We start from the raw sequence: 24,592 nt of genomic DNA on the forward strand, positions 1-24,592 counted from the left end.
TTGTCCTGTTGCAAGTTACGGATGATTCGAATCGATCACGCGGGGACGTGAACCGGGAGGAAGAATGCTCGCGCCCGATGACCGCCTTGTGAGCGGCGCCAGGCGATAGCGCTTATCAGTCCGTCCGGTACCACCTCCCCTCAAAAGCAGCTCTCAGAGCGTCGCCTCGAGGAAACCTGCGCGCTTCACCAGCGCGTCGATGTCCTTCAGCGTCGCCAGCAAGGCCTTCATCTTCGGCAGCGGCCAGGCGTTAGGGCCGTCGGACAGCGCCTTGGCGGGGTCGGGGTGCGTTTCCATGAACAGGCCCGCCACACCGACCGCGACCGCGGCACGCGCCAGCACCGGCACAAATTCGCGCTGGCCGCCGGAGGCCGTGCCTTGCCCGCCCGGCAATTGCACCGAATGGGTGGCATCGAACACCACCGGACAGCCGGTGTCGCGCATGATCGCCAGCGAACGCATGTCGGAGACGAGGTTGTTGTAGCCGAAGGAGGCGCCGCGCTCGCACACCATGATGGTGTCGGCGCCGCCGTTCGCTTCGCGTGCCTTGTCGGCGACGTTCTTCATGTCGCCCGGGGCGAGGAACTGGCCCTTCTTGATGTTGACCGGCCTGCCGCTGGCGGCCACGGCATGGATGAAATCGGTCTGGCGGCACAGGAAGGCCGGCGTCTGCAATACGTCGGCCACCGCCGCCACCGCCGGGATTTCCTCGATGGTATGCACGTCGGTCAGCACCGGCAGGCCGAGCTGCTGCTTCACCGCTTCGAGCATCTTCAGCCCGGCATCCATGCCATGGCCGCGGAAGCTCTTGCCCGAGCTGCGGTTGGCCTTGTCGTAGGAAGCCTTGAAGATGTACGGGATGCCCAGCTCGCCACAGATCTCCTTCATCTGCCCGGCGATATCCAGGCACATCTGCTCGGACTCGGCCACGCACGGGCCGGCGATAAGGAAAAGGGGCTTGTCGAGACCGGCTTCGAAGCCACACAGGTTCATGCTTCGCTCCTTCAGGCCGCAGCCTGCTTGCGGACAATCGCAGCCTTCACGTAGGCGGTGAACAGCGGGTGCCCTTTGCGCGGATTGGAGGTGAATTCAGGGTGGAACTGGCAGCCCACGAACCACGGATGCACGTCGGCGGGCAGCTCGACCATCTCGCACAAGTCCGTGGCCGGCGCGCGGCCCGCCACCACCAGCCCCTTGTCTTCGAGTGTGGCCAGCAGTGCGTTGTTCACCTCGTAACGGTGGCGGTGGCGCTCCACGATCTCGGCCTCACCGTAGATCGCACGCGCGAGCGAGCCTTCCTTCAGGCGGCATGCCTGGCCGCCGAGGCGCATGGTGCCGCCCAGGTCCGACGCTTCGGTACGCTTCTCGATCTTGCCGCTGCGGTCCTTCCACTCGGTGATGAGACCGATGACCGGATACCGGGTATCGCGCTCGAACTCGGTCGAATGGGCGCCTTCCATGCCCGCCACGTCGCGCGCGAACTCGACCACCGCAAGCTGCATGCCCAGGCAGATGCCCAGGTAAGGCACCTTGTTCTGGCGCGCATGGCGGATCGCGGCGATCTTGCCTTCGGTGCCTCGCTTGCCGAAGCCGCCAGGCACCAGGATGGCATCCATGGCCTCGAGCACGCCGCAGCCGTCTCGCTCGATGTCCTCGGAGTCGATGTAGTGGATGTTGACCTTCGACTCGGTATGCATGGCGGCGTGGTTCAGCGCCTCGATCAGCGACTTGTACGACTCGGTGAGGTCGACGTACTTGCCGACGAAGCCGACGTTGACCGTCTGCTTCGGGTTCTCGAGCGCATGGATCAGCTTCTCCCATACCGACAGATCGGCTGCGCGGGCAAGGATGTCGAGCTTGTGGCAGACGATCTGGTCCAGCATCTGGTCGTGCAGCATGCCGGGGATCTTGTAGATCGAATCGGCATCCAGGCATTCGATGACCGCCTCGGGCATCACGTTGCAGAACAACGCGATCTTGCGGCGCTCGTCCACCGGAATGGAGCGATCCGCACGGCACAGCAGGATGTCGGGCTGGATGCCGATCTCGCGCAGTTCCTTGACCGAATGCTGGGTGGGCTTGGTCTTGAGCTCGCCCGCGGTCGGAATGTAGGGCAGCAGCGTCAGATGGATGAAGCAGGTGCCGTTGCGCCCTTCCTCGAAGCCCATCTGGCGGATCGCCTCGAGGAAAGGCAGCGACTCGATGTCGCCCACGGTGCCGCCGACCTCGACGATGGCCACGTCGGCGCCTTCTGCGCCGCGCTTGACGTAGGCCTTGATCTCGTCGGTGATGTGCGGGATGACCTGCACGGTCTTGCCCAGGTACTCGCCGCGGCGTTCCTTCTTCAGCACCGACTCGTAGATCTGGCCGGTGGTGAAGTTGTTGCGCTTGCTCATCTTGGCGCTGGTGAAGCGCTCGTAATGGCCGAGGTCGAGGTCGGTTTCAGCGCCGTCCTCGGTGACGAAGACCTCGCCGTGCTGGAATGGGCTCATGGTGCCCGGATCGACGTTGATGTAGGGGTCGAGCTTGAGGTGGGTGACCCTGATGCCACGGGACTCGAGGATGGCCCCCAATGAGGCCGCCGCGATGCCTTTGCCCAAGGAGGACACGACACCGCCGGTAACGAAGACGTATTTGGTCATGGGAACAGTGCTGCGGGAAAGCGCGATGATAACCGATCCACCCGACCGAAGTCAGCAGGCCATGCCAACACGGGCCCCACGCAACCGGCGTCAGCCCATGCCGCGCAGCTCCCTCAGCAGCACCGACACCATCGCCATGTCGATCGACTGCCCGGCGCGGATGTCCGCCAGCAGCTGGCGATAGCGCTCCAGCCTCGTACCCTGCCGCGCGAGCCAGGACGACAGCACGCTCGCGGCATCCTCTTCGTCCGGCGCCGATTGCAGCGCGTTCGCGGCCAGGGTCCGCGCCAGGCCGGACAAGTCGCCGCGCAGGGCGCCGCGTGCCAGCCCCTGCCAGCGGCTGTCCGCCGGCAGCGCCGAAACCTGGCGCCCGAGCCAGTGCAGTTCCAGCTCCCCGCCCAGGCCGAAATACACCTGCGCCGCCAGCGGCTCGGCTCGCCGCGTCTCCGCGGCTACCTCGACCAGGTCGAGCGCCGAGTACAGCTCGTCCAGGGCCGCCACCCGCTCGGCGAGCGCCTGCGGCACGCCCTGCTCCAGCCGCCGGACGATCGCTGCGTCGAATTCGGCGCGATAAGCCGGTGCGACGAATTCGGCCAGGCCTTCAGCCAGCGTCGCCACGCCGGGCGAAAAATACGCCAGCGTCGCCTGCAGATCCTCCAGCCATGCCGGATGATGCAGGAACCACAAGGTGCCGCGCTGCACCAGCCGATCGCACTCGCCGATCAGTTCGATCTGCACCGCGTTGTCCACCCGATTGTCCAGCACTTCGATCTGTGCCCACACGTCCACCAGCCCGAATACTTCGCGCGTCGCCATGTAGGCCCGCACCACGTCCGGCGCAGGCACGCCGAGCTCGGACTTGAGCCGGCCGACGAATGTCGGGCCGACGCGGTTGATCATGCTGTTGATCACGTGCGTGGAGATGATTTCGCGCCGCAGCGCATGCTGCTGGATCTGCGCCCCGAAGCGTTCGCGCAGCGGCGCGGGAAAATAGCGTTCGAGCGCAGTGCGAATGTAGGGATCTTCGGGCACGTCGGACGCCAGCACCTCGTCGTACAGCTCGATCTTGCCGTAGGCCAGCAATACCGCCAGTTCGGGGTTGGTCAGGCCGATGCGGGCGGCCTGGCGCTCGGCCAGTTCCTCGTCCAGCGGCAGGAACTCGAGCTTGCGGTTAAGCCGTCCGGCATGGCTCAGGCGGCGCATGAACTCCGCCTGCTCGTCGAGCAGCGCCACGCCGCGCGAACGCGTCACCGACAGTATCTGCGTCTGCGCGTAGTTGTCGCGCAGCACCAGCGCCGCCACCTCGTCCGTCATGTCGGCCAGCAACTGATTGCGCTGCTTGAGCGTCAGTTCGCCGTCCGCCACGACCCCGTTGAGCAGGATCTTGATGTTGACCTCGTGATCGGAGCAATCGACGCCGCCCGAATTGTCGATGGCATCGGTGTTGACCCGCCCGCCCTTGAGCGCGAACTCGATGCGGCCAAGCTGGGTCGCGCCGAGGTTGCCGCCCTCGCCCAGCACCCTGCAGCGCAATGCGCCGCCGTTGACCCGCACCGGGTCGTTGGCACGATCGCCAACGCTGGCATCGGCCTCGCTGGCGGCCTTGATGTAGGTGCCGATGCCGCCGTTGTAAAGCAGGTCGACGGGCGCGGTGAGGATGGCCCGGATCAGTTCGGCCGGCGCCAGCGCCCCGGCCTCGATGCCAAGCACCGCGCGCACCTGGGGCGACAGGCTGATCGACTTGGCCGTACGCGGCCACACGCCCCCGCCCTCGGAAATCAACGATCTGTCGTAGTCGTCCCAGCTCGAGCGCGGCAAGGCGAAGAGCCGTGCCCGTTCTTCCCACGATGCCGCCGGGTCGGGAGCGGGGTCGATGAAGACGTGGCGATGGTCGAAGGCCGCCACCAGCCGGATCTGCTTCGACAGCAGCATGCCATTGCCGAACACGTCGCCGGACATGTCGCCGATGCCTGCGACGGTGAAAGGCTCATTCTGGATGTCTGTGCCCAGTTCGCGGAAGTGGCGCTTGACCGCCTCCCACGCCCCGCGCGCGGTGATTCCCATCTTCTTGTGGTCGTAGCCCACGGATCCGCCCGATGCGAAGGCATCGCCCAGCCAGAAGCCGTATTCGGCCGAGATCGCGTTCGCGTGGTCGGAGAAGGTGGCCGTGCCCTTGTCGGCCGCCACCACCAGATAGGGGTCGTCCTCGTCATGCCGCACCACATCGGGCGGCGCGACCACCCGGCCCTGCACCAGGTTGTCGGTGAGGTCGAGCAAGCCACGCAGGAAAATCTGGTAGCACGCCACGCCCTCGGCCAGCAGCGCTTCGCGGCCGCCCTCTGCCGGCGGGTTCTTGACCACGAATCCGCCTTTGGAGCCGACCGGCACGATCACCGCATTCTTGACGATCTGCGCCTTCACCAGTCCCAGCACCTCGGTGCGGAAATCCTCCATCCGGTCCGACCAGCGCAGGCCGCCGCGCGCCACCTTGCCGCCGCGCAGGTGGACGCCCTCGATGCGTGGCGAATAGACGAATATCTCGAACATCGGCAAGGGCTGCGGCAGATTCGGGATACGCGACGGTGCGAACTTGAACGACAGCCACGACTTTGGCCGGCCATCTGCAGCGCGCTGGAAGGCATTGGTACGCAGGGTTGCCAGGATCATCGCCAGGAACTGGCGCAGGATGCGATCCTCGTCCAGGTTGGCGACGGTGTTGAGCCCGCTCTCGATCTCGGCCACCAGTTGGGCGCAACGCGCCTCGCGCCCCGTCTCCAGCGCCGGATCGAAGCGCGCGCGGAACAGTTCGTACAACTGGCGCGCCAGTTGCGGATAGCTCGCCAGGGTTTGTTCCATGTAGGCCTGGCTGAAGGTGAAGGCTGCCTGGCGCATGTGTTTCGCATAAGCGCGCAGCACGCTGACCTCGCGCCACGACAAACCTGCCAGCAGCACCAGGCGGTTGAAGTCGTCGTTCTCGATCTCGCCACGCCACACGCGCTGGAAGGCATCCTGGAACAAGGGCCGGACGTCGTGTATGTCCAGCGCTTCCGCGCCGCCGAAACCCAGGCCGAAATCATGCAGCCAGACGGTGCTGCCGTCATGCCGCATGATGTCCGACGAACGCTCGTCCATCACCCTGACGCCCATCCGCTCCAGCATCGGCAGGCTCTGCGACAGCGGCACCGGCGCGCCGAGACGATAGATGCGGAAATTCAGGCGCCCCACCGGCGCCTCCAGCGACCGGTAAAGATTCATGCCGAGATCGTCGCCCCCGGCCAGCGCCTCCATCTGCTCGATGTCGAACACGGCCATGCGCGCCGGATAGTCTTCCCTGTAGCCAGCCGGGAAACCGCCGCCGTATCGCCGCAGCAGCGCAAGCCCGCGCTCCTCCCCGCACTGCTCGACCAGGATTTGCTGGAGATCGTCCTCCCAGCGCCGCGTGGCGCGGATCAGACGCTGCTCCAGATCCTTGACGTCGAAGGGTGGGATCACGGAATCGCGGGTGCGCACGATGATCAGGATGCGGGCCAGCGCCGAATCGGAGAACTGCACATCGAACTCGGACGACGCACCGTCGAAGGCCTCGACCAGCACCGCCTGCATGCACTTGCGCTGGTCGGTGTTGTAGTGTTCGCGGGGGACGTAGATGAGGCACGAGACAAAGCGCGCGAAGGGATCGCAGCGTACGAAAAGCCGGGTGCGCAGGCGCCCGCCGAGGCGCAGGATGCCCATCGCCTGCGTGTAGAGCTCGTCGGTGCCGATCTGGAACAGCTCATCGCGCGGATACTGCTCGATGATGGTCTGCAGCGTTTTCGCGGCATGTCCGCCAGGCAGCAGTCCGGCACGTTCGATCACCGCCGCCACCTTGCGCCGCAGCAGGGGAATCCGGGCCGGCGAGGTGCCGTACGCGGTGGACGCGAGCAGGCCGAGGACGCGCCGTTCGCCGGTCACGCGCCCGTCGTCGCCGAAGGTCTTGATACCGAGGAAATCGAGATAGCCCGGACGATGCACGGTGGAACGCGTGTTCGACTTGGTCACCGTCAGCACGCCCGGAAGATGGGCCTGCGCCCGGAGCTGGGGCGGCAACGCGGCAAACGAGCGCGAACGGCCGTCCTCGCCATCGCTGCGCAGCAGGCCGAGCCCGGAGTCCGGTACGATGCGCAGTTCGTCACCTTCCTCGCCGCGTACCAGCGCATAGTCGCGGCAGCCGAGCAGGACGAAGTTGTCGGATGCCAGCCATTCGAGGAAATCCCTGGCCTCGGCTGCTTCATCGGCACCGACCGTCTGGGGAAGATTTTCCAGGCCGGCAATGATGTCGTGCATGCGTTCGCGCATCCTCGGCCAGTCGCCGACTGCCGCGCGGACATCGGACAACACCTGCTCCAGCCCCTGCTGCAGGGAGAGCAGATCCGCCGGATCGGTGCGGCGATCGACTTCGAGGTGCATCACCGATTCATGGCCCGCGCCGTCATCGCCCTCGTCGGCCAGCCGCAGCAGGACGCCGCCGGCATCCCGCAGCACCTTCAAGACGGGATGGATGATCAGGTGCAGCGTCAGGCCCTGGCGATTGACCTCCATCGTCACAGAGTCGACCAGGAAAGGCATGTCGTCGCCGACGATTTCGATCACGGTATGGGCGGATTCCCAGCCATGCTCATCAAGACGCGGATTGAACACGCGGACGGCGCTGACAGGCCCGCGGCGCGAGATGAAGTGCCACTGGCTGAGCACGGCGCCGTAGAGATCGGCGACGGACAGTGGCTCGAGGTCTTCGGGATCGACCTGTGCAAAAAAGCGCAGCGCGAATCCGGCAACCGCTTTTGCCTGCTCCGCCGGCAGGCGCCCGGCGATCTGCTCGACGACCGCGTCGATCTGTGCGGCCAGCCGCTTCTGTTCCGTCTTCTCCATCTCACCCCCCGCTGTTGATCAGGTCACGGCGGGAACACGGCAGACTCCGACGGACCGCGTGTCGGAAACCCGTGTCGCATCGCCGTGGAACAAGCTTCAAGCTTAGGCGACGGCGCGGAAAAGCGGAAGCCGCGTTTTCCCTAGGAAACGACGGGCAGGCGCCCGGACGGGGCCAGTTGCGTGGCCGACAGTCCGGGCGCGCAGCGGAGCGGCCATGCAGCCGCCTCCGCTGGTACATCACGACCGGGACTTCCCGATCAGTTCTCTTCGCTGCCGATGAAACGATAGACCACGGCGCCGAGGATGGCACCGACGATCGGGGCCAGCCAGAAAAGCCACAGTTGCGAAACCGCCCAGTCGCCGACGAAAACGGCCACGCCCGTGCTGCGTGCGGGGTTCACCGAGGTATTCGTCACCGGGATGCTGATCAGGTGGATGAGCGTCAGGCACAGGCCGATGGCAATCGGTGCGAAACCTTGCGGCGCCCGCTTGTCGGTCGCACCGAGGATGACGATGAGGAACATCATGGTCATGACCACTTCGGTGATCAGGGCCGCCTGCAGGCCGTAGCCACCCGGCGAGTGGTCCCCGTAGCCGTTCGAAGCGAAGCCGGCGGAGACGTCGAAGCCCGCCTTACCGGTGGCGATAAGATACAGGATGCCACCCGCGGCTATCCCGCCCAGGACCTGCGCAACGATGTAGGGAAGCAGTTCCTTTGCCGGGAAACGGCCGCCGGCCCAAAGGCCGATCGACACCGCGGGGTTGAGATGGCAACCCGATATGTGGCCGATGGCGAAGGCCATGGTCAGCACGGTCAGGCCGAATGCGAGCGACACACCCAGCAGTCCGATGCCGACATCCGGGAACGCGGCGGCCAGCACCGCGCTGCCGCATCCGCCAAGAACCAGCCAGAAGGTTCCAAAAAACTCTGCACCATACTTCTTCATACGTCTCTCCGTTGCTTTGTTGGCGATACTGCCGAACGACCATAAAGGAAATCCCTTCCCGCCGGCGACCTGTCCGGCCCCGGATTGGAATACCACGACTGCATTACCCGATATCAATCCGGACGGGCGGAAATGGAAATCCCGATGAATACTACGACGATCGGCGGGCGTCTGGCAAAGCGCGCTCCCCGGCTTGCGCGGGGGCGGAAAGGCATGGGGCAGCGGATGCGGCGACATCCCAAAACAACTTCGATCCGGCAATCGAACCTGCTGATGCCGCCCGATTGAATCTTTCGTTCGCAGCATTCGGCCGGCCGGAAACAGGGTTTTCCGGCCGGCCGCGCTGAATCGATCCGCCAAGCCTCAGCGGATGAAGTCCCGATTCACCTCGCGAAAGAGTTCCGTGCCGCCACGCTGCAGCCACTCGAAGGCGACCATTTCGCGCGAAACGATTTCGATGCCATGGCCACGCATACGTGCAAAGGCAAGATCACGGTTGGCAGGATCGCGCGACCCCGCCGCCTCGGCAACGATGAACACTTCCTTCCCCGCCCAACGCAGGTCGAGCGCGGTCTGCTGGACGCAGACATGCGCCTCCGTGCCGCACATGATGACCTGCCGGTGCTGGTCCACCGCCGTGCCAGCCAGGCAGCCGTCGGCCTGTGCGGAGAAGCACTGCTTGCCGACGTAGCGGGCCCCTGCCGTCGCGGCGCGCACGGAATCCAGCGTGCCGCCGATCTTGTCGGGGAAATGCTCGGTGACGACGACCGGCACCCCCATGCGTTCGGCCACCCGGGCCAGCCACACGCAGTTGGCCTCGACCTTCTCGTTGTCGTGGATGAAGGGTGCGAGCTTGGCCTGCACATCGATGATCAGCAGTACGGATTTTTCGCGGTTCATCAGCATGTCGCTCTCCCGATATCAGCCGGCCAGTTCGGCGCGGTCGCGGAAATGGGCCAGCGCTTCGGGGTTCGCCAGCGCCTCCTGGTTCTTGACCGGACGTCCGTGCACCACGTTGCGCACCGCCAGTTCGACGATCTTGCCGCTCTTGGTGCGCGGGATGTCCGCTACTTGCAGCACCTTGGCCGGCACGTGGCGCGGCGTGGTGTTGTCGCGAATCGTCTGCCTGATGCGCTGCACGAGTCCATCGTCCAGCGCGAACCCGTCACGCAGCTTGACGAACAGCACCACGCGCACGTCGTTCGGGTTCTGCGGCGGCCAGTCCTGGCCGATCACCAGGCTCTCGACGACTTCGTCGAGCTTCTCGACCTGGCGGTAGATTTCCGCCGTGCCGATGCGCACGCCGCCCGGATTGAGCGTGGCATCCGAACGCCCGTAGATGACGAGCCCGCCATGCGCGGTGATCTCGCAGAAATCGCCATGGCACCACACGTTGGGGAAACGCTCGAAATAGGCGGCGTGATACTTGCTGCCGTCCGCATCATTCCAGAAACCGACCGGCATCACCGGGAAGGGTTTGCTGCAAACGAGCTCTCCCTTCTCGCCGCGCACCGGCCTGCCTTCGTCATCCCAGACATCCACCGCCATGCCCAGGCCGCGGCACTGGATCTCGCCCCGCCACACCGGCAGTACCGGGCTGCCCAGCACGAAGCAGGAGATGATGTCGGTGCCGCCCGAGATCGACGACAGCTGCAGATCGGCCTTGATGTCGCGATAGACGTAGTCGAAGCCTTCGGGCACCAGCGGGCTGCCGGTGCTCATCATCGCGCATACGGTATCGAGCCTGTGCGTCCTGCGCGGCTCGAGGCCGAACTTGGCGCAGGCATCGATGAACTTGGCCGAAGTACCAAAATGAGTCATGCCTTCGGCGTCGGCATAATCGAAGATGATCTGGTTGTCGCCGGCGAACGGCGAGCCGTCGTAGAGCAGCAGCGTGGCGCCGGCCGCGAGCCCGGACACCAGCCAATTCCACATCATCCAGCCGCAGGTGGTGAAGTAGAACACCCGGTCGCCGGGCTTGACGTCGCAATGCAGCCGATGCTCCTTGAGATGCTGCAGCAATGCGCCGCCAGCGCAATGCACGATGCACTTCGGCACGCCTGTGGTGCCCGAGGAATACATGATGTACAGCGGGTGGTCGAAAGGCAGCTGCGCGAACTCGATGTCGTCGACGAAGTGGAAGGGCGCGATGAAATCGACATACATGCGCGCATGCGGCACATCCGCCAGATCGTGCTCGTAATGCACGTAGGGCACGACCACGACGCGCTTCACCGACGGCAACTGGCCGACGATCTCGCCGAGCTTGCCGAGTACATCGATGGTCTTGCCGCCATAGTAGTAGCCGTCGCAAGCCACCAGCACCTTGGGTTCGGTCTGGCCGAAGCGGTCGACCACGCCCTGCACGCCGAAATCGGGCGAAGCCGACGTGAAGATGGCGCCGATGCTGGCTGCGGCCAGCATCGTGACGATCGTCTCGGGCATGTTCGGCATGTAGGCGGCGACACGGTCGCCGGCCACCACGCCCTGCTCGCGCAGCGCCGCCGCAAAGTGCGCCACCGCGCGATACAGCTCTCCATGGCTCATGCGATTCTTGACGCGGTCCTCGCCCCAGAACACGAGCGCATCGCCAGCATCGCGCGAGCGCAGCAGGTTCTGTGCAAAGTTGAGTTGCGCGTCGGGGAACCACTTCGCGCCGGGCATCCGCTCGCCGTCGGCCAGCACCCGCTCGCCACGGGTACCGGTGACACCGCCGCCAAACTCACTGCCGTCCCAGACGCTGACCCAGAACTGCTCGGGCTCGTCGACAGACCACGCGTACAGCGCATCGTAGTCGGGCAGCGAAACGCCCCAGCGCTTTTCGGCCGCCAGGCGAAAAGCCGTCACGTTGGCCGAAGCGACGCGCTCCGGCGAAGGCGCCCACAGGGGCGTGTTATCTGCTGGATTCATGATGTCTCCTCACCATCCAAAGGTTCATACAATCGGCGCGGCCTTGCTTGTTATTGGTATGCCGCCTGCAAACACGCCGCCGCTGCGCGATCAGCCGGCGGCGTTGTCGAACAGCGCCCGGAGCTCGTCGGGCAGCGGCGCGGATTTTCCGGTGGCGTTGTCCATCCACACCGTCTTGGCCGCGCCTTCCGCATAGAGCTTGTCCTGCCCTTCCACGAAGAGTTCGTACCATGTCATCACGCTCGTGCGCCCCGGCTCGCCGGCATACATCTTGATGACAAGGCTGGCAGGATAATTGACCGGCGCAAAAAAGGTGCAACTCGCGTTGATGATCACCGGCCCAGCCTCTTCCTTCGGGCTGACAGGGAAACCCATCTGCTCGATCCACTCGCAACGAGTCTGCTCGAAGTAGCGGAAATAGACCGTGTTGTTGACATGGCCGTAGGCATCCATGTCCCCCCAGCGCACGGGCATGCGGGCGGTGTAAATGAGCCTCGCTCCTTCCCTCATGTCTTTGTCTCCTATTATTTGTTTGACTTGACCGGGTAATGTAACATACGCACCCGTATGTTGCGCGCGACGGGCGCCCAGCCGTGCGCGAGCGTTTAAACTAAGCCCGGGCCGTTTCAGAATTCAGAAAAGAACCACACCTTCGGGAACAGGAGAACAGTAATGGAACGCGAATCGATGGAATTCGACGTGCTGGTCGTCGGCGGCGGCCCCGCCGGGCTGTCGGCGGCGATCAAGCTCAAGCAGCTGGCCGAGGCCAAGGGCCAGGACCTGTCGGTATGCCTGATCGAGAAGGCCGCCGAGATCGGCGCCCACATCCTGTCGGGCGCGGTGATGGACCCGCAGGCGCTGACCGAGCTTTTCCCTGACTGGCGGGAAAGGGGCGCGCCGCTCAAGACCGCCGTCACCGAAGACAAGGTGTTGTTCCTGAACGAGACCGGGGCGCGCCAGATCCCCAATGGCATGCTGCCGGACTGTTTCGTGAACCACGGCAACTACATCGTGCGCCTGGGCAACGTGGTGAAGTGGCTCGGCGAGCAGGCAGAAGCACTGGGCGTGGAAGTCTACCCGGGCTTTGCCGGAGCCGAGATCCTGTACGACGACGCAGGCGGGGTGAAAGGCGTGGCCACCGGCGACATGGGCCTGAACCGCGACGGCAGCCCGGGGCCGCACCACCAGCCGGGCATGGAACTGCACGCCAAGTACACGCTGTTCGCCGAAGGCTGTCGCGGCCACCTCGGCAAGCAACTCGAAGCCAGATACAAGCTGCGCGATGGCGCCGATCCGCAGACCTACGGCATCGGCATCAAGGAACTGTGGGAAGTCAAACCCGAAAACCATCGTCCCGGCCTGGTGGTACACACCGCCGGCTGGCCGATGGACAACACCACCTATGGCGGCGGCTTCGTCTATCACCTCGAAGACAACTTGGTCGCGGTCGGCTACGTGGTGGGGCTGAACTACAGCAACCCCTACCTCTCTCCCTTCGAGGAGATGCAGCGCTACAAGACCCACCCCGAGATCCGCAAGTACCTGGAAGGCGGCAAGCGCCTGGCCTATGGCGCACGCGCCATCGCCGCCGGCGGCCTGCAGAGCCTGCCGCGGCTGATCTTCCCGGGCGGCGGCCTGATCGGCGACGATGCCGGCTTCCTCAACGCCGCACGCATCAAGGGCAGCCACGCCGCGATCAAGTCCGGCATGCTTGCCGCCGAAGCCGCCTTCGAGGCCCTGGAGCAGCAACGCCAGCACGATGCGCTCACCGCCTACCCCGCGGCCTTCCGCGAATCGTGGCTGTACGCCGAGTTGCACAAGACACGCAACTTCAAGCCCTACATGAAGAAAGGCCTTTACCTGGGTTCGCTGCTGTTCGGCATCGACCAGGTGCTGTTCAAGGGCAAGACGCCCTGGACGCTGCACAACTCGGCCGACCATACCGCGCTCAGGCCCGCGGCGGAATGCGCCCGGATCGACTACCCGAAGCCGGACGGCACGCTCACCTTCGACCGCCTGTCGTCGGTGTTCCTGTCGAACACCAACCATGAGGAAGAGCAGCCCTGCCACCTGCAACTCAAGGATGCCTCGGTGCCGATCGCGATCAATCTCGCGCGCTACGACGCGCCGGAGCAACGCTATTGCCCGGCCGGGGTGTACGAGATCGTGCGCGAGAGTGACGACGGCGAAGCGCGCCTGCAGATCAATGCGCAGAACTGTGTGCACTGCAAGACCTGCGACATCAAGGACCCGACGCAGAACATCAACTGGGTCGTACCCCAGGGTGGCGAAGGGCCGATCTATCAAGGCATGTAAGCCCGCACGCGTCCCGCCCACAGGCGGGACGAAGCAAAGCCCCGTGGCCGCCGCAAGGCGGCGCGGGGCTTTGCGCTTGCGACCGGGGAAGCCGCCATCCAGCCCCCTCCCCGACCGCCACTTGCGTCAATCGCGCATCAGTCGAGCGCGATCTGGGCCTTCACCCAGAAGGTGCGCCCGGGCTCGTTGATGCGCTCGGAAGTCACCGCACCGCCGGCGAAGTCCCAGCCCCCTTTGCCGAGATGCTCGCTGTACTTCCGGTCGAAGACGTTGTCCACGCCGATGGTCAGCAGGGTCGGCTTGTTCGGGCGCCAGCCGGCATTGAGCGACAAGGTCGCGAAACCGCCGGTCGGCCCCAGGTCCTGGCCGTTCGCGACGATGCTGCCCGACCCCACGTCGTAGCGGTTCTGGCTCGCGACCATGCGCAGCATCGCACCATACGAAAAGCGACGATCGTCGTATTCGAGCGCCAGCCGCGCCTCCAGCGGCGGCTGCTGTGCCAGTGCCTTGCTGTCGGTATCGTTGTTGCCGCGGACCCAGGCAACGGTGCCGACTGCCTGCCAGTTGGTCGCGAAGCGCCAGGTGACATCGCCTTCCAGACCATAGACCGTCGCATCGATGTTGCGGACGCTTGCGGTCGACGGATTCACCCAGCGCAACAGGATGTAGTCGTCGATCTTGCCATAGAAACCGGACACCGAGGCCGACCAGGCCCCGGCGCTCCAGTCGGCACCGACGTCGAGCTGGGTGGTCTTTTCCGGCTTCAGGGTGTCGAAGCGCTGCCCTCCCGCAGTGTTTGCGCGCATGAACTCCCAGAAGTCGGGGAAGCGTTCGACGTATCCCACGCCGGCATACCAGGTGCCGGCGCCTTCGCCGAAATCGGCTTCATAGCGGCCGAATCCGCTCTGCAGCGTCTTGTCGACGGTCACGCCACGGGTAGCGGAGGCCGGCCGGTAGTCGCGCACCTCGTGTTCGTCGATACGCAGGCCGGCAACGATGCGGCGAACGTCGTCGAGCGCGTAGCTGGCCTCACCGAACACCCCGTAGCGTTCGAAGCCGATGTCCTTCTGCCACCTCTGGTTGCGATAGTCCACACCACCGCGGGTTCGATGCTGGTCGTCGCGGGCATCGGCACCCACGGTGATCTGCCACTGCTCGCCCGGCGCCAGCACGACCGCGGCGCGCGTGCCCGTGGTCCTGCGATCGGGATTGCTGAGCATCCTCATGCCGCTATTCGATCGCAGGCTGAAATTGTCCATCACGTGGTCGATGTAGCTGTAATACGCGTGCGCCTCGACCTTGCGCACGAGCGGCGAGATGTTTCGCTTCTCGAACCTGAGCCCCGCGTGCTCGCGCTCGAACTTGGCACCGTCCATCGCGCGGTCCGCATAGGCGGCCTCGCCGTCGCTGCGGCCGAAATTGAGTTCGAGCAGCGTGTTGTCGTCCGGCGTCCAGCCGATCGCCCCTGTGGTGCTCCAGCGGGTATAGAAGGAATGGACCTCGTCACCGTCGCCGTCGTCATAGTTGTTGCTGTCCGAACGCGTCGCGCCGATCCGTGCATAAAAATCCGGATTGCCGCCCTTGGCATCGAAGACCTGGTCGTTGCGCCCCCAGCTACCGAGAGTGAGGCTGCCGCTGGCGCTCCAGCCGCTCTCCTGCATGCGCTGGATGTCGCGCTCGAAAAGGACGACCGCTGCGGAATTGCCGGAACCGTAGAGCACCGTCTGAGGGCCTTTCAGGACGGTCACGCGATCGAAGGATTCCGGATAGACGTAGGCCGTCGGCGGGTCCATCCGGCCGCCGCATCCACCGTAGATTTCCTGGCCGTCCTGGAGGATTCCGAGGCGCGACCCCGACATGCCGCGAAATACCGGGTCGCCATCGGTACCGCCCTTGCGGATCACGGAAAAGCCCGGAATGCTCTTGAGCATGTCCGCACCGTCATGGGCCGGCAGCGGCTGGCGCGGCGCCTTCGGGTCGGTCGTGACGGTCAGCGGCGCAGAAATCACGGGGGCAGTGACCACGACGCTGTCGAGCCGGGCCTCGGTGCCTTGTGCAAATGCCGGCAAAGCCAGCGAAATCGCCGCCACGAGCGGCAGTTGTCTGAAGCTGTGTTTCATGTTCTGGATCTCTTTGAATGCTTGATCACCGCATGGATCCGGCCCTGGAAGCAGGCGCGGCCAGAGCCGCCGCCGCCCGTTTTCGGGCTTCGGTCCGCAGTGTGTCGTCGTAGGCAGGCCGTGCGCGGAAAGCGAGGGAGCGGCAGCTCCCCTGGGCGCAGGCTGTCCGCGGGTTTTCGGGCTTAGTGCTTGCCGTGCTGCATCCGGCCTCCGGCCGATGCATTGAGCGGACGCGCCGGCGCCGTGATCTCGATCGTCTGGCGCTCGCCGCCGGCGCGCTCCACGACGATCTTCAGGGGCACCTCGTCGCCGTCCTTCACCTGCTGCTTCAGATCCATCAGCATCACGTGATGAGCACCGGGCTTGAGCTCGACGGTCGTTCCCGCCGGGAGATCGAGGCCCGGGATGGCATTCATCTTCATGACATTGCCGTCCATGACCATCTCGTGGATCTCGACCACGCCGGCGACCGGCGAATCGACGGCAACAAGGCGGGCATCGGTGTCCGACGTCAGGCGCATGAAGGCGCCGGTGACTTTCTGTTGCGGCACGGTGGCGCGCACCCAGGCATCGGCCACGGTGACGTCGGCCAGAGCCGGCAGGGAACCCAGGGTGACAGCAAGGGCAATGACGATTTTTTTCATGATGCGAGTCCTCGAACGACGAGCCGACGACACGGTCGGCGCCGGCATGAAAGCGGCGTCGGGCGGATCGGCAAATTGGGAAGTTTGAACGCGGGATCGAATGCTGAACTCACCGCGCAGCACGGCTCACACGAATGGTGGAGGCGCGCGAGGACTCGAAGGCGACCACGCGAAGAGCGGTCGCGGGGCGACGAGGAAAAGCAGCGGCAGGCGTTCACTCACCCCGCCTGCGACGAGCAGCGCAGTGCGCTCCATCGGCGGCAGGCCGACTCCGGCTGCATGCGAACCGCAATACGGGCAGGCAGACAGCGACTCCAGCAGCGAACCGTCGGAGTCGTCGCCTTCGGCCAGCGCCGCATCGAGGTAGAGCCCGGCATCCGCAGCCGGAATCGCAAACCTGTGCGTTCCGCCCGCCGAGCAGATGTCGATCAGGAACTGCCCTTCTGCATCCACCATTGCCCGGCTCACCGCAGGCGCCAGCGCAGCGACCAACATCGCGACGATGGCGAGCCAGGCATGGAGGCGTTTACGAAAGCGGAGCACGGGATATGGGCAGCGACGCAAGAGCAGGATCGTTGTGCCGGGATTATACCGAGTTGTCTTGCGCGAGACTTGATTCCGCTCAGGTCGACACGCCGGGCAGGCGCCCTGGGCGGCCTGCGTCGTAGCGCCTGATCCAATCGACGAAATCGTCCAGCGCCAGTGCCGGCGAGAAAAGAAAGCCCTGCAGATGATCGCAATCGAGGGTGGACAGCACCGCCGCGGTTTCGGCATCTTCCACGCCTTCGGCGGTCACCGTGACGCCCAGGCGATGGGAGAGGTCGATGATCGACGACGCGATCTCCTTGTCCCTCGGCGCATGCAGCAGATCGACGATGAAGCTGCGATCGATCTTCACCTCCTGCACCGACAGGTGCTTGAGGCGGCTCATACCCGAGAAGCCGGTACCGAAATCATCTATCGACAGATTGACGCCGAGCAGGCGCAAGCGGTGCAGGATGTCGGACACGCCCTCCTCCGCATCGTCGATCATGTTGGTTTCGGTGATTTCGAGGCACAGCCTGTCAGGTCGGACACCCCAGGTCGACAGCGCCTGGCCGATGAGTTCGGGAACCTCGGCATCGTAGAGATCAGTGGCAGACAGATTGATCGACAAGGTGATGTCGAAGCGCTCCGCACGCAAGCGATGAAGGGCTTGCGCCGCGTGCTGGAACAGCCAGCGGTTGAAGCGATGCCGCATGCCAAGGCGGTCGATGAGGCCGATGATCACTGGCGGCTCCACCCACTCGCCGGGTGCTCGCTGCCAGCGCAGCAGGCCTTCTGCCGCGTCGCATTCGCCGCTGCGGACGCGGACCTTGGGCTGTAGGAAGAGCTGTAATGGACTGTCGCCCGCGAAGGCCCCACGCAAGTCTCGCTCGAGCTGAGCGAGCCGGGGCGAGGTCTGCTCCATCGTGCTTTCATACACCAGGCCGGGATCTCCCCGCCGTTGGGCATTGAAACACGCGATCCGCGCCGATTGCACGAGATAGAGCGGATCGCGTCCGTGGTCAGGGGAGAGCGCGGCACCACAGACGACCCGCACGGGCAATTCGAAACCATCGACTTGCAACGGAGATTCACCGAAGACCTGCTCGATCTTGAGCATCGCCAAGGTCAGCACCGCCCGGCTCGGCAGGTCCGGCAGCACGATCAGCCACTCTCCGCGGCCAAACCCGAACAAGCTGTCCTGGTTGCGCATCAGGCGCTTGAGCATCATCCCCACTTCGCGCTCGAGCCTGCGTCCATGCTCGAGCGACAGGCGGTAGGTGGACGCGTCCGGCAACACGCTGACCGATACCACACCCAGTTCGGCACCCGCCTCGTGCACTTCGGGCAAGTGTCCCGAGATTGCGTTCAGGGCAGGCAACAAACCGAGCGAGGTCAGGACTGCCATCGATTCAAGCCAGGTAGAAGTCGTTGGGATCGATGCCGTAGGCATTGGGCGGCAATGCCCGCACGATCCGGTAAGGCTCGCCGGCGGCCGTATCCGGCTGCATCAGCAAGTCCAGCGTTCGCGGGTAGCGCTCCATCGCCTTGTCCTGCCCGAGGATGACCATCACACGCGGCTGCAGACGGCGTACCTGATTCTGCTGGATGACGACGGCTACCTCTCCGGAACTCAACTCCACCAGTGTCCCAATCGGATACAGGCCGATGCACTGCAGGAACTGATCGACCAATGTGTCACGGAACAAGATGTTGCGCAGGCGGTTGATCTCTTCCATGGCGCGCTGGCTCGACACCGCGGGTGAATAGACCCGGTCCCGGGTCATCGCGCAGTAGGTATCGATGAGCCCGGCCATTTCTGCCGGCAGTGGAATGCGCATGCCACTCAGCCCGTGCGGATAGCCCGTGCCGTCAAAGCGCTCATGATGCGCGGCGACGATGCCGAGGACTTCGGGATCGAAGCCCTCGTCCGCCTCGAGCAGGGCCAGCGTATGCGAGACGTGCGCGCGCACGTGTTCGAGCTCCCGCTCGTCGAGCGGGCCGGCCTTGGCAAGGATGTCATGGTCGACCTTGACCTTGCCGATATCCTGCAGCAGCCCCGCCAGCCCCAGCTGGCGCATGCTGCGTATGTCGAGCCCGACGAAGCGGGCGAAAACCATCGCATGGACCGACACATTGACCGCATGGTCGTAAGTGTAGCGGTCGGTGCGCTTGAGCCTCGTCAGCCACATCAGGGCATCGGGATTGCGCTCGACACCCTGCGCCATCTCGCCCACCAGCCCTTCCAGGCGGCTGGCGTCGATCCCATCGCCCGCATCGATCGCGACCTGGGTTTCGCGCAGGGCACGATATACGTCGTCGACGATCGGTGCCGAATAAAGCAGTTCCGACTCGAGCCGGCTCCGGCCATCGACGGGACGCACACGCGGAACATTGGGTTGGCGCTGGGTATGTATCCGCCCCTTGAAACTGCGTGCGACCTCAAGAAAGCGCGAAGCCTCATCGCGGCATTCCGCCTCCTGATCGGGCATGTCCGTGCGAACACCCGCAACTCTCCGCGGTTCATCTCCCTCGATGATCCGCGAGCTGTGGTGTTCGCCCACCGAACGGGTACGGTCGATCACGACATGTCTGCAGTAATGCTGCAGAGCCGCGATCTCTTCGGATGTCGTCACCAGGAAGCCCTGCATCATGAAGGGCGTCCCTATCCATGGACGGTCGATGTCCGCGACGTACATTCCGATCCGGATTTCACTCGTCGGAATCGTGCTATTCAATCAAAGGCTCCATGAGCACCCCTTTAGTACAGGGCGAACGTCTCCGTGAGCACACTTTAACGACGACATGACGCCGAACCCAAACCCGGCACGGCCCCCGCCTACCCAGAATGGGCAGGCGGGGCATGCGGACTCAGCCCAGCCATGCCCTGGCGTTGCGGAACATGCGCAACCAGGGGGAGGCATCGGGACTTTCATCCACCAGCCAGCGCGGTGCCCACGACATTTGCAAGGTACGTGCGGTGCGCTCGGGATGAGGCATCATGACGGTGAAGCGCCCATCCGCGGTCGTGAAACCGGTTGCACCGCCTTCCGAGCCATTCGGATTCGAAGGATAAAGCTCCGCTGGCGCGCCATGGTGATCGACGTATCGCAGCGCCAGCAAGGCACCCTTGCGATGCTCGTCGCGTGCGAACACGGCGCGGCCTTCTCCATGGCTGACGACGATCGGCATGCGGCTGCCTGCCATGCCTTGCAGCAGGATCGACGGACTGTCGGTCACTTCCACCATGACGAAACGTGCCTCGAACTGTTCGCTGCGATTGCGATGAAAGGTCGGCCAAGCTTCGGCCCCGGGGATGATCGGGGCAAGGTGGGCCATCATCTGGCAGCCATTGCAGACACCGAGCGCAAACGTGTCGCTGCGTTGGAAAAAGGCTTCGAACTCGTTGCGCAGGCGCCCGTTGAACAGGATGGACTTCGCCCATCCCTGGCCCGCGCCCAGTACGTCACCGTAGGAAAAGCCACCGCATGCCGCCAGGCCATGGAAATCGGCCAGGTCGATCCGCCCGGCCTGCAAGTCGGACATATGTACATCGACCGGCGTGAAACCGGCGCGCTCGAACGCGGCAGCCATCTCCAACTGAGAATTGACCCCTTGTTCGCGCAATACGACGACCTTGGGCCGCACGCCGCTTGCGATGAAGGGGGCGGCGACGTCTTGCCCGACGTCGAAGGATAAGAACACCGACAAACCGGGGTCCGCCGCATCGGCCAGGGCATCGAACTCCTCCCGGGTCGACGCAGGATCGTCACGCAGGCTGGCGATCCGGTAGCTGGTCTCGGACCAGGCCTGCAGCAGCTCGACGCGGCTGGCGCCGAACACCAGCTTGGCGCTGCGGCGCAGGCGGATCTCGTCCTTGGCGTTCGGTTCGCCGATGAAATGGTATGCGAGCCCGGCCGTGCGCAGCAGTTCGGTCACACGCGAACGGTCGTCGCGGCGGATCTGGACGACCGCGCCGAGTTCCTCGGCGAACAAGCCGGCAAACAAGCGATCGTCGAAGCGGCCCTTGAGCGTATCGGGCTTCTTCTCCAGCCCATCGACGTCGTTCATGTAACGGTCGTAGCAGACCGTATCGAGGATCAGCGACAGGCCGCACTTCGCGGCAAAAGCCATCTCGCAGACCGTTGCGAAGAGGCCGCCGTCGGAGCGGTCGTGATACGCCAGCAGCAAGCCGTCCCTGCGCAACTGCTGGATGGTCGCGAAGAAGGCCTGGAGCTGCGCGGGATCGACGTCCGGCGCGTGCTCTCCGACCGAGTCATAGGCCTGGGCCAGCACCGAACCGCCGAGACGATTCCTGCCGTTGCCGAGGTCGATGAGCAGCAGCTCGGTGTCCACGCCCTCGGGCAGTTGCAGCTGCGGCGTGAGTGTGTTGCGGATGTCCCGCACCGGCGCGAAAGCCGTGGCGATCAGGGACAACGGCGCGACGACCTGCTTGTCCACCGGCGCGGTTTCGCCGCCGTCCTGCCAAGCGGTGCGCATCGAGAGCGAGTCCTTGCCGACCGGAATCGACAGGCCCGCAGCCACGCAGAAGTCGGATACGGCCTGCACCGTATCGTAGAGCCTTGCATCCTCGCCGCGATGGCCAGCCGCCGCCATCCAGTTGGCTGACAACTTGACGTCGCCGAGTGCCTCGATGTCCGCTGCGGCAATGTTGGTAATCGCTTCGCCAATCGCCATGCGGCCCGAGGCCGGCGCATCGACGCAGGCTAGCGGAGTACGCTCCCCCATGGCAAAGGCTTCGCCGCGATACCCCTGAAAGCTCATCGCGGTAACCGCCACATCGGCCACCGGCACCTGCCAGGGGCCAACGAACTGGTCGCGCGCAGTCAGCCCGCCAACCGAACGATCACCGATGGTGATGAGGAAACTCTTGCTGGCCACGGCCGGCATGCGCAATACACGCAATGCGGCTTCCTTCAGATCGAAGCCGGTGGTATCGAAAGGCGGCAGGTGAACCGCGCGGCGCGAGACGTTGCGCGTCATCTTCGGCGGCTTGCCCAGCAGCACCTTCATGTCCATATCGACCGGCTTGTTGCCGAAGTAACGGTCGGACACGGTAAGGCGCCCGTCGGCGGTAGCAGTGCCGAGCACGGCGAACGGGCAGCGCTCGCGCTCACAGAAGGCCTGGAACGTCGGCAGGTTTTCAGGGGCGATCGCCAGCACGTAGCGTTCCTGCGACTCGTTCGACCAGATCTCACGCGGGCTCATGCCCGGCTCCTCGATATGCACTTCACGTAATTCGAAGTGCGCACCGAGGCCGGCATGATCGGCCAGTTCCGGCATCGCATTCGACAGCCCACCGGCCCCGACATCATGGATGGCGATGATCGGATTGTTGTCGCCCTGTTGCCAGCAGGCATCGATCACTTCCTGACAGCGGCGCTGGATCTCGGGATTACCGCGCTGAACCGAAGCGAAGTCGAGATCTGCGGTATTGGTACCGGTCGCCATCGACGAGGCGGCACCACCGCCCAGACCGATCAACATGCCCGGACCGCCAAGCTGGATCAGCAGCGTCCCCGGCGGGAAAATCGGTTTCTCCGACTGCCTGGCCTGGATGCTGCCGAGGCCGCCGGCAATCATGATCGGCTTGTGATAGCCGCGCACCTCGCCCTGCACTTCCTGTTCGAAGCTGCGGAAGTAGCCGGCCAGGTTGGGGCGGCCGAATTCATTGTTGAAGGCAGCGGCACCGATCGGCCCCTCGATCATGATGTCGAGCGCCGAAGCGATGCGCTCGGGCTTGCCGTAGGCTTTCTCCCAGGGCTGCCCAAAGCCGGGGATGTTCAGGTTCGAGACGGTAAACCCGGCAAGACCGGCTTTCGGCCGCGAACCGCGGCCAGTCGCCCCCTCGTCGCGGATCTCGCCGCCAGCACCGGTCGCGGCGCCCGGAAAGGGAGAAATCGCCGTCGGATGGTTGTGGGTCTCGACCTTGGCAAGGATATGGGTCTCTTCGTCGTGGTAGCGGAAAGCGCCATCGGCATCCGGATACAGGCGTGCGATGCGCGCGCCCTCGATGATCGAGGCATTGTCCGAATACGCGACGACCGTGCCCTGTGAGTGCGCCTTGTGAGTATCCTTGATCATGCCGAACAGGGATTTCTCCATCGGCTGTGCGTCGATGATCCAGTCCGCATTGAAGATCTTGTGCCGGCAATGCTCCGAATTGGCCTGCGCGAACATCATCAGTTCGACATCGGTCGGATTGCGTCCCATGCGGCCGAAATTCTCGACCAGATAGTCGATCTCGTCCTCGGACAGCGCCAGCCCGAGCTCTCCGTTGGCCTTATCCAGCGCGGCGCGGCTGCCGGCCAGGATATCGACGGTCATCAGCGGTTGCGGCTCGTAATGGTGGAACAGGGCGTCGGCCTCGTCGACACCACCGAGCACCGACTCGGTCATGCGGTCATGCAGCAGAGGAAGCAATCCGGCATTGCCCTCCGCTCCGCGTGCATCGATCGAGTAGGCAATGCCGCGCTCGATACGCACGACCTTGTCGAAACCGCACTGATGCGCAATGTCGGTCGCCTTCGACGACCATGGTGAAATCGTGCCCAGGCGCGGCACGACCAGACGCAAAGAGCCCGCAGGCAGAGACGGCGTCGCTGGACGCGCATCGATCAAATCGACCAGCCTCGCCAGTTCCTCGTCCACAAGAGGCGCCGAGACCTCGACAAAGTACCAATGCTCTGCGGCAATGGTGTTGAGCCTGGGCAGAACCTCGGCGACGGCACGCGAAAGACGTTCCAGACGGGAGGAGGACAGCGCAGCAGCACCGCGCAGCTTGAGGATCGAGGTCATGTTCTTCAAAGGCTGGAGACGGGAAGTGCCCGGCCGTCAGGACAACCGGACGATAAACTTTGGATTATACCCGAGGCACCAGCCATACCCGTGACACAGCCGCCCTGCCCCGTAAGCGCTCTGTCAAAGTTCTCCGGGATAATTGCACGGTCATCCTCGAAGCAGGCGGATGGGCTATATTGGGGCTTCCGGACAGCACGCTCCGAAACCTCGCAATCATTTCAACGGGAACTCAAAATGAGCGACAACACACGGAATTTCAACGAACTGTACGGCTATCGGTTTGAGGAACTGTCGGTTGGCCAGTCTGCCTCACTCTCACGCACGGTCTCCGAGGCGGATATCCTGCTGTTTTCTGGTGTTTCTGGTGACACGAATCCGGTTCATCTTGACGAGGAATTTGCGGCGAGCACGATGTTTGGGGGGCGGATTGCGCACGGGATGCTTTCGGCGGGTCTGATTTCGGCGGTTTTCGGCATGCGGCTGCCTGGCCCGGGGTGCATCTATCTGTCGCAGAGCCTGAAGTTCAAGGCGCCGGTGAAGATTGGCCAGACGGTGGTGGCGCGGGTGACGGTGAAGGAGCTCAAGGTGGAGAAGCGCCGGGTGGTGTTTTCGACAGTGTGCAGCTGCGGCGACACGGTGGTGATCGACGGCGAGGCGGAGCTGCTGATCCCTGCGCGCGGGTAAGCATGTTTTTCTGGTCTGCAGCCGTGCGGGTTGCGGCTGCAGGGCAGTGGTGTTTGGCTGGGTTGTTTTGCGTA

The 24,592-nt window shown here is 64.6% G+C and carries 15 protein-coding genes; 2 read left to right on the forward strand and 13 right to left on the reverse strand.

All coding sequences use genetic code 11. The annotated features are described in order from the left end of the window. Window positions 1-153 precede the first annotated feature (153 nt). From kdsA to C666_RS01500, 7 genes are all read right to left on the reverse strand, one after another. Complete coding sequence (kdsA, locus tag C666_RS01470) at window positions 154-993, reverse strand: 3-deoxy-8-phosphooctulonate synthase (RefSeq protein ID WP_004332813.1); 840 nt, start codon at window positions 991-993, stop codon at window positions 154-156. 11 nt (window positions 994-1,004) lie between these two features. After that, window positions 1,005-2,642: a CTP synthase gene (gene pyrG, locus C666_RS01475; protein WP_004332815.1), complete on the reverse strand. Its 1,638-nt coding sequence runs from the start codon at window positions 2,640-2,642 to the stop codon at window positions 1,005-1,007. 90 nt (window positions 2,643-2,732) lie between these two features. Further along, entirely contained in the window at window positions 2,733-7,550 is a 4,818-nt protein-coding gene (locus C666_RS01480) for an NAD-glutamate dehydrogenase (protein ID WP_004332816.1), read from the reverse strand. Between the two features lie 257 nt (window positions 7,551-7,807). After that, complete coding sequence (gene aqpZ / locus C666_RS01485) at window positions 7,808-8,734, reverse strand: aquaporin Z (protein ID WP_245603926.1); 927 nt, start codon at window positions 8,732-8,734, stop codon at window positions 7,808-7,810. Window positions 8,735-8,860: 126 nt separating this feature from the next. Beyond that, window positions 8,861-9,403, reverse strand: coding sequence for an isochorismatase family protein (locus C666_RS01490; RefSeq protein ID WP_004332820.1), 543 nt, complete (start codon window positions 9,401-9,403; stop codon window positions 8,861-8,863). A gap of 15 nt (window positions 9,404-9,418) precedes the next feature. After that, window positions 9,419-11,407 (reverse strand): acetoacetate--CoA ligase, encoded by a 1,989-nt coding sequence (locus C666_RS01495; RefSeq protein ID WP_004332823.1) that lies wholly within the window; start codon window positions 11,405-11,407, stop codon window positions 9,419-9,421. Between the two features lie 90 nt (window positions 11,408-11,497). Next, a complete protein-coding gene (locus tag C666_RS01500) occupies window positions 11,498-11,917 on the reverse strand; it encodes an acyl-CoA thioesterase (protein ID WP_004332825.1) in 420 nt (139 codons plus the stop codon). Window positions 11,918-12,079: 162 nt separating this feature from the next. Between C666_RS01500 and C666_RS01505 the strand changes: the two genes are divergently transcribed. Next, entirely contained in the window at window positions 12,080-13,723 is a 1,644-nt protein-coding gene (locus tag C666_RS01505) for an electron transfer flavoprotein-ubiquinone oxidoreductase (RefSeq protein ID WP_004332826.1), read from the forward strand. A gap of 137 nt (window positions 13,724-13,860) precedes the next feature. Here C666_RS01505 and C666_RS01510 read toward each other — a convergent pair whose 3' ends face one another. The 6 genes from C666_RS01510 to purL form a co-directional block, all read right to left on the reverse strand. After that, entirely contained in the window at window positions 13,861-15,843 is a 1,983-nt protein-coding gene (locus C666_RS01510; RefSeq protein WP_004332828.1) for a TonB-dependent copper receptor, read from the reverse strand. Window positions 15,844-16,025: 182 nt separating this feature from the next. Next, window positions 16,026-16,487, reverse strand: a complete 462-nt coding sequence (locus tag C666_RS01515) for a copper chaperone PCu(A)C (RefSeq protein ID WP_004332830.1) — start codon at window positions 16,485-16,487, stop codon at window positions 16,026-16,028. A 126-nt stretch (window positions 16,488-16,613) separates the two neighbouring features. Then, window positions 16,614-17,051, reverse strand: a complete 438-nt coding sequence (locus tag C666_RS01520) for a DUF2946 domain-containing protein (RefSeq protein ID WP_248637687.1) — start codon at window positions 17,049-17,051, stop codon at window positions 16,614-16,616. 58 nt (window positions 17,052-17,109) lie between these two features. After that, on the reverse strand, window positions 17,110-18,420 hold the full coding sequence (locus tag C666_RS01525) for a GGDEF domain-containing phosphodiesterase (protein ID WP_004332833.1): 1,311 nt from the start codon (window positions 18,418-18,420) through the stop codon (window positions 17,110-17,112). 4 nt (window positions 18,421-18,424) lie between these two features. Next, a complete protein-coding gene (locus C666_RS01530; protein WP_028792261.1) occupies window positions 18,425-19,750 on the reverse strand; it encodes a cyclic di-GMP phosphodiesterase in 1,326 nt (441 codons plus the stop codon). Between the two features lie 133 nt (window positions 19,751-19,883). Further along, window positions 19,884-23,831 carry a phosphoribosylformylglycinamidine synthase gene (purL, locus tag C666_RS01535; RefSeq protein WP_004332836.1) on the reverse strand — a complete coding sequence of 1,316 codons (3,948 nt, stop codon included), beginning with the start codon at window positions 23,829-23,831 and terminating at the stop codon, window positions 19,884-19,886. Between the two features lie 237 nt (window positions 23,832-24,068). On the opposite strand from purL, the gene C666_RS01540 reads away from it, so the two are divergent. Then, entirely contained in the window at window positions 24,069-24,518 is a 450-nt protein-coding gene (locus tag C666_RS01540) for a MaoC family dehydratase (RefSeq protein ID WP_039918941.1), read from the forward strand. Window positions 24,519-24,592 lie beyond the last annotated feature (74 nt).

This window comes from Thauera linaloolentis 47Lol = DSM 12138 (assembly GCF_000310205.1).
Lineage (GTDB): Bacteria > Pseudomonadota > Gammaproteobacteria > Burkholderiales > Rhodocyclaceae > Thauera > Thauera linaloolentis.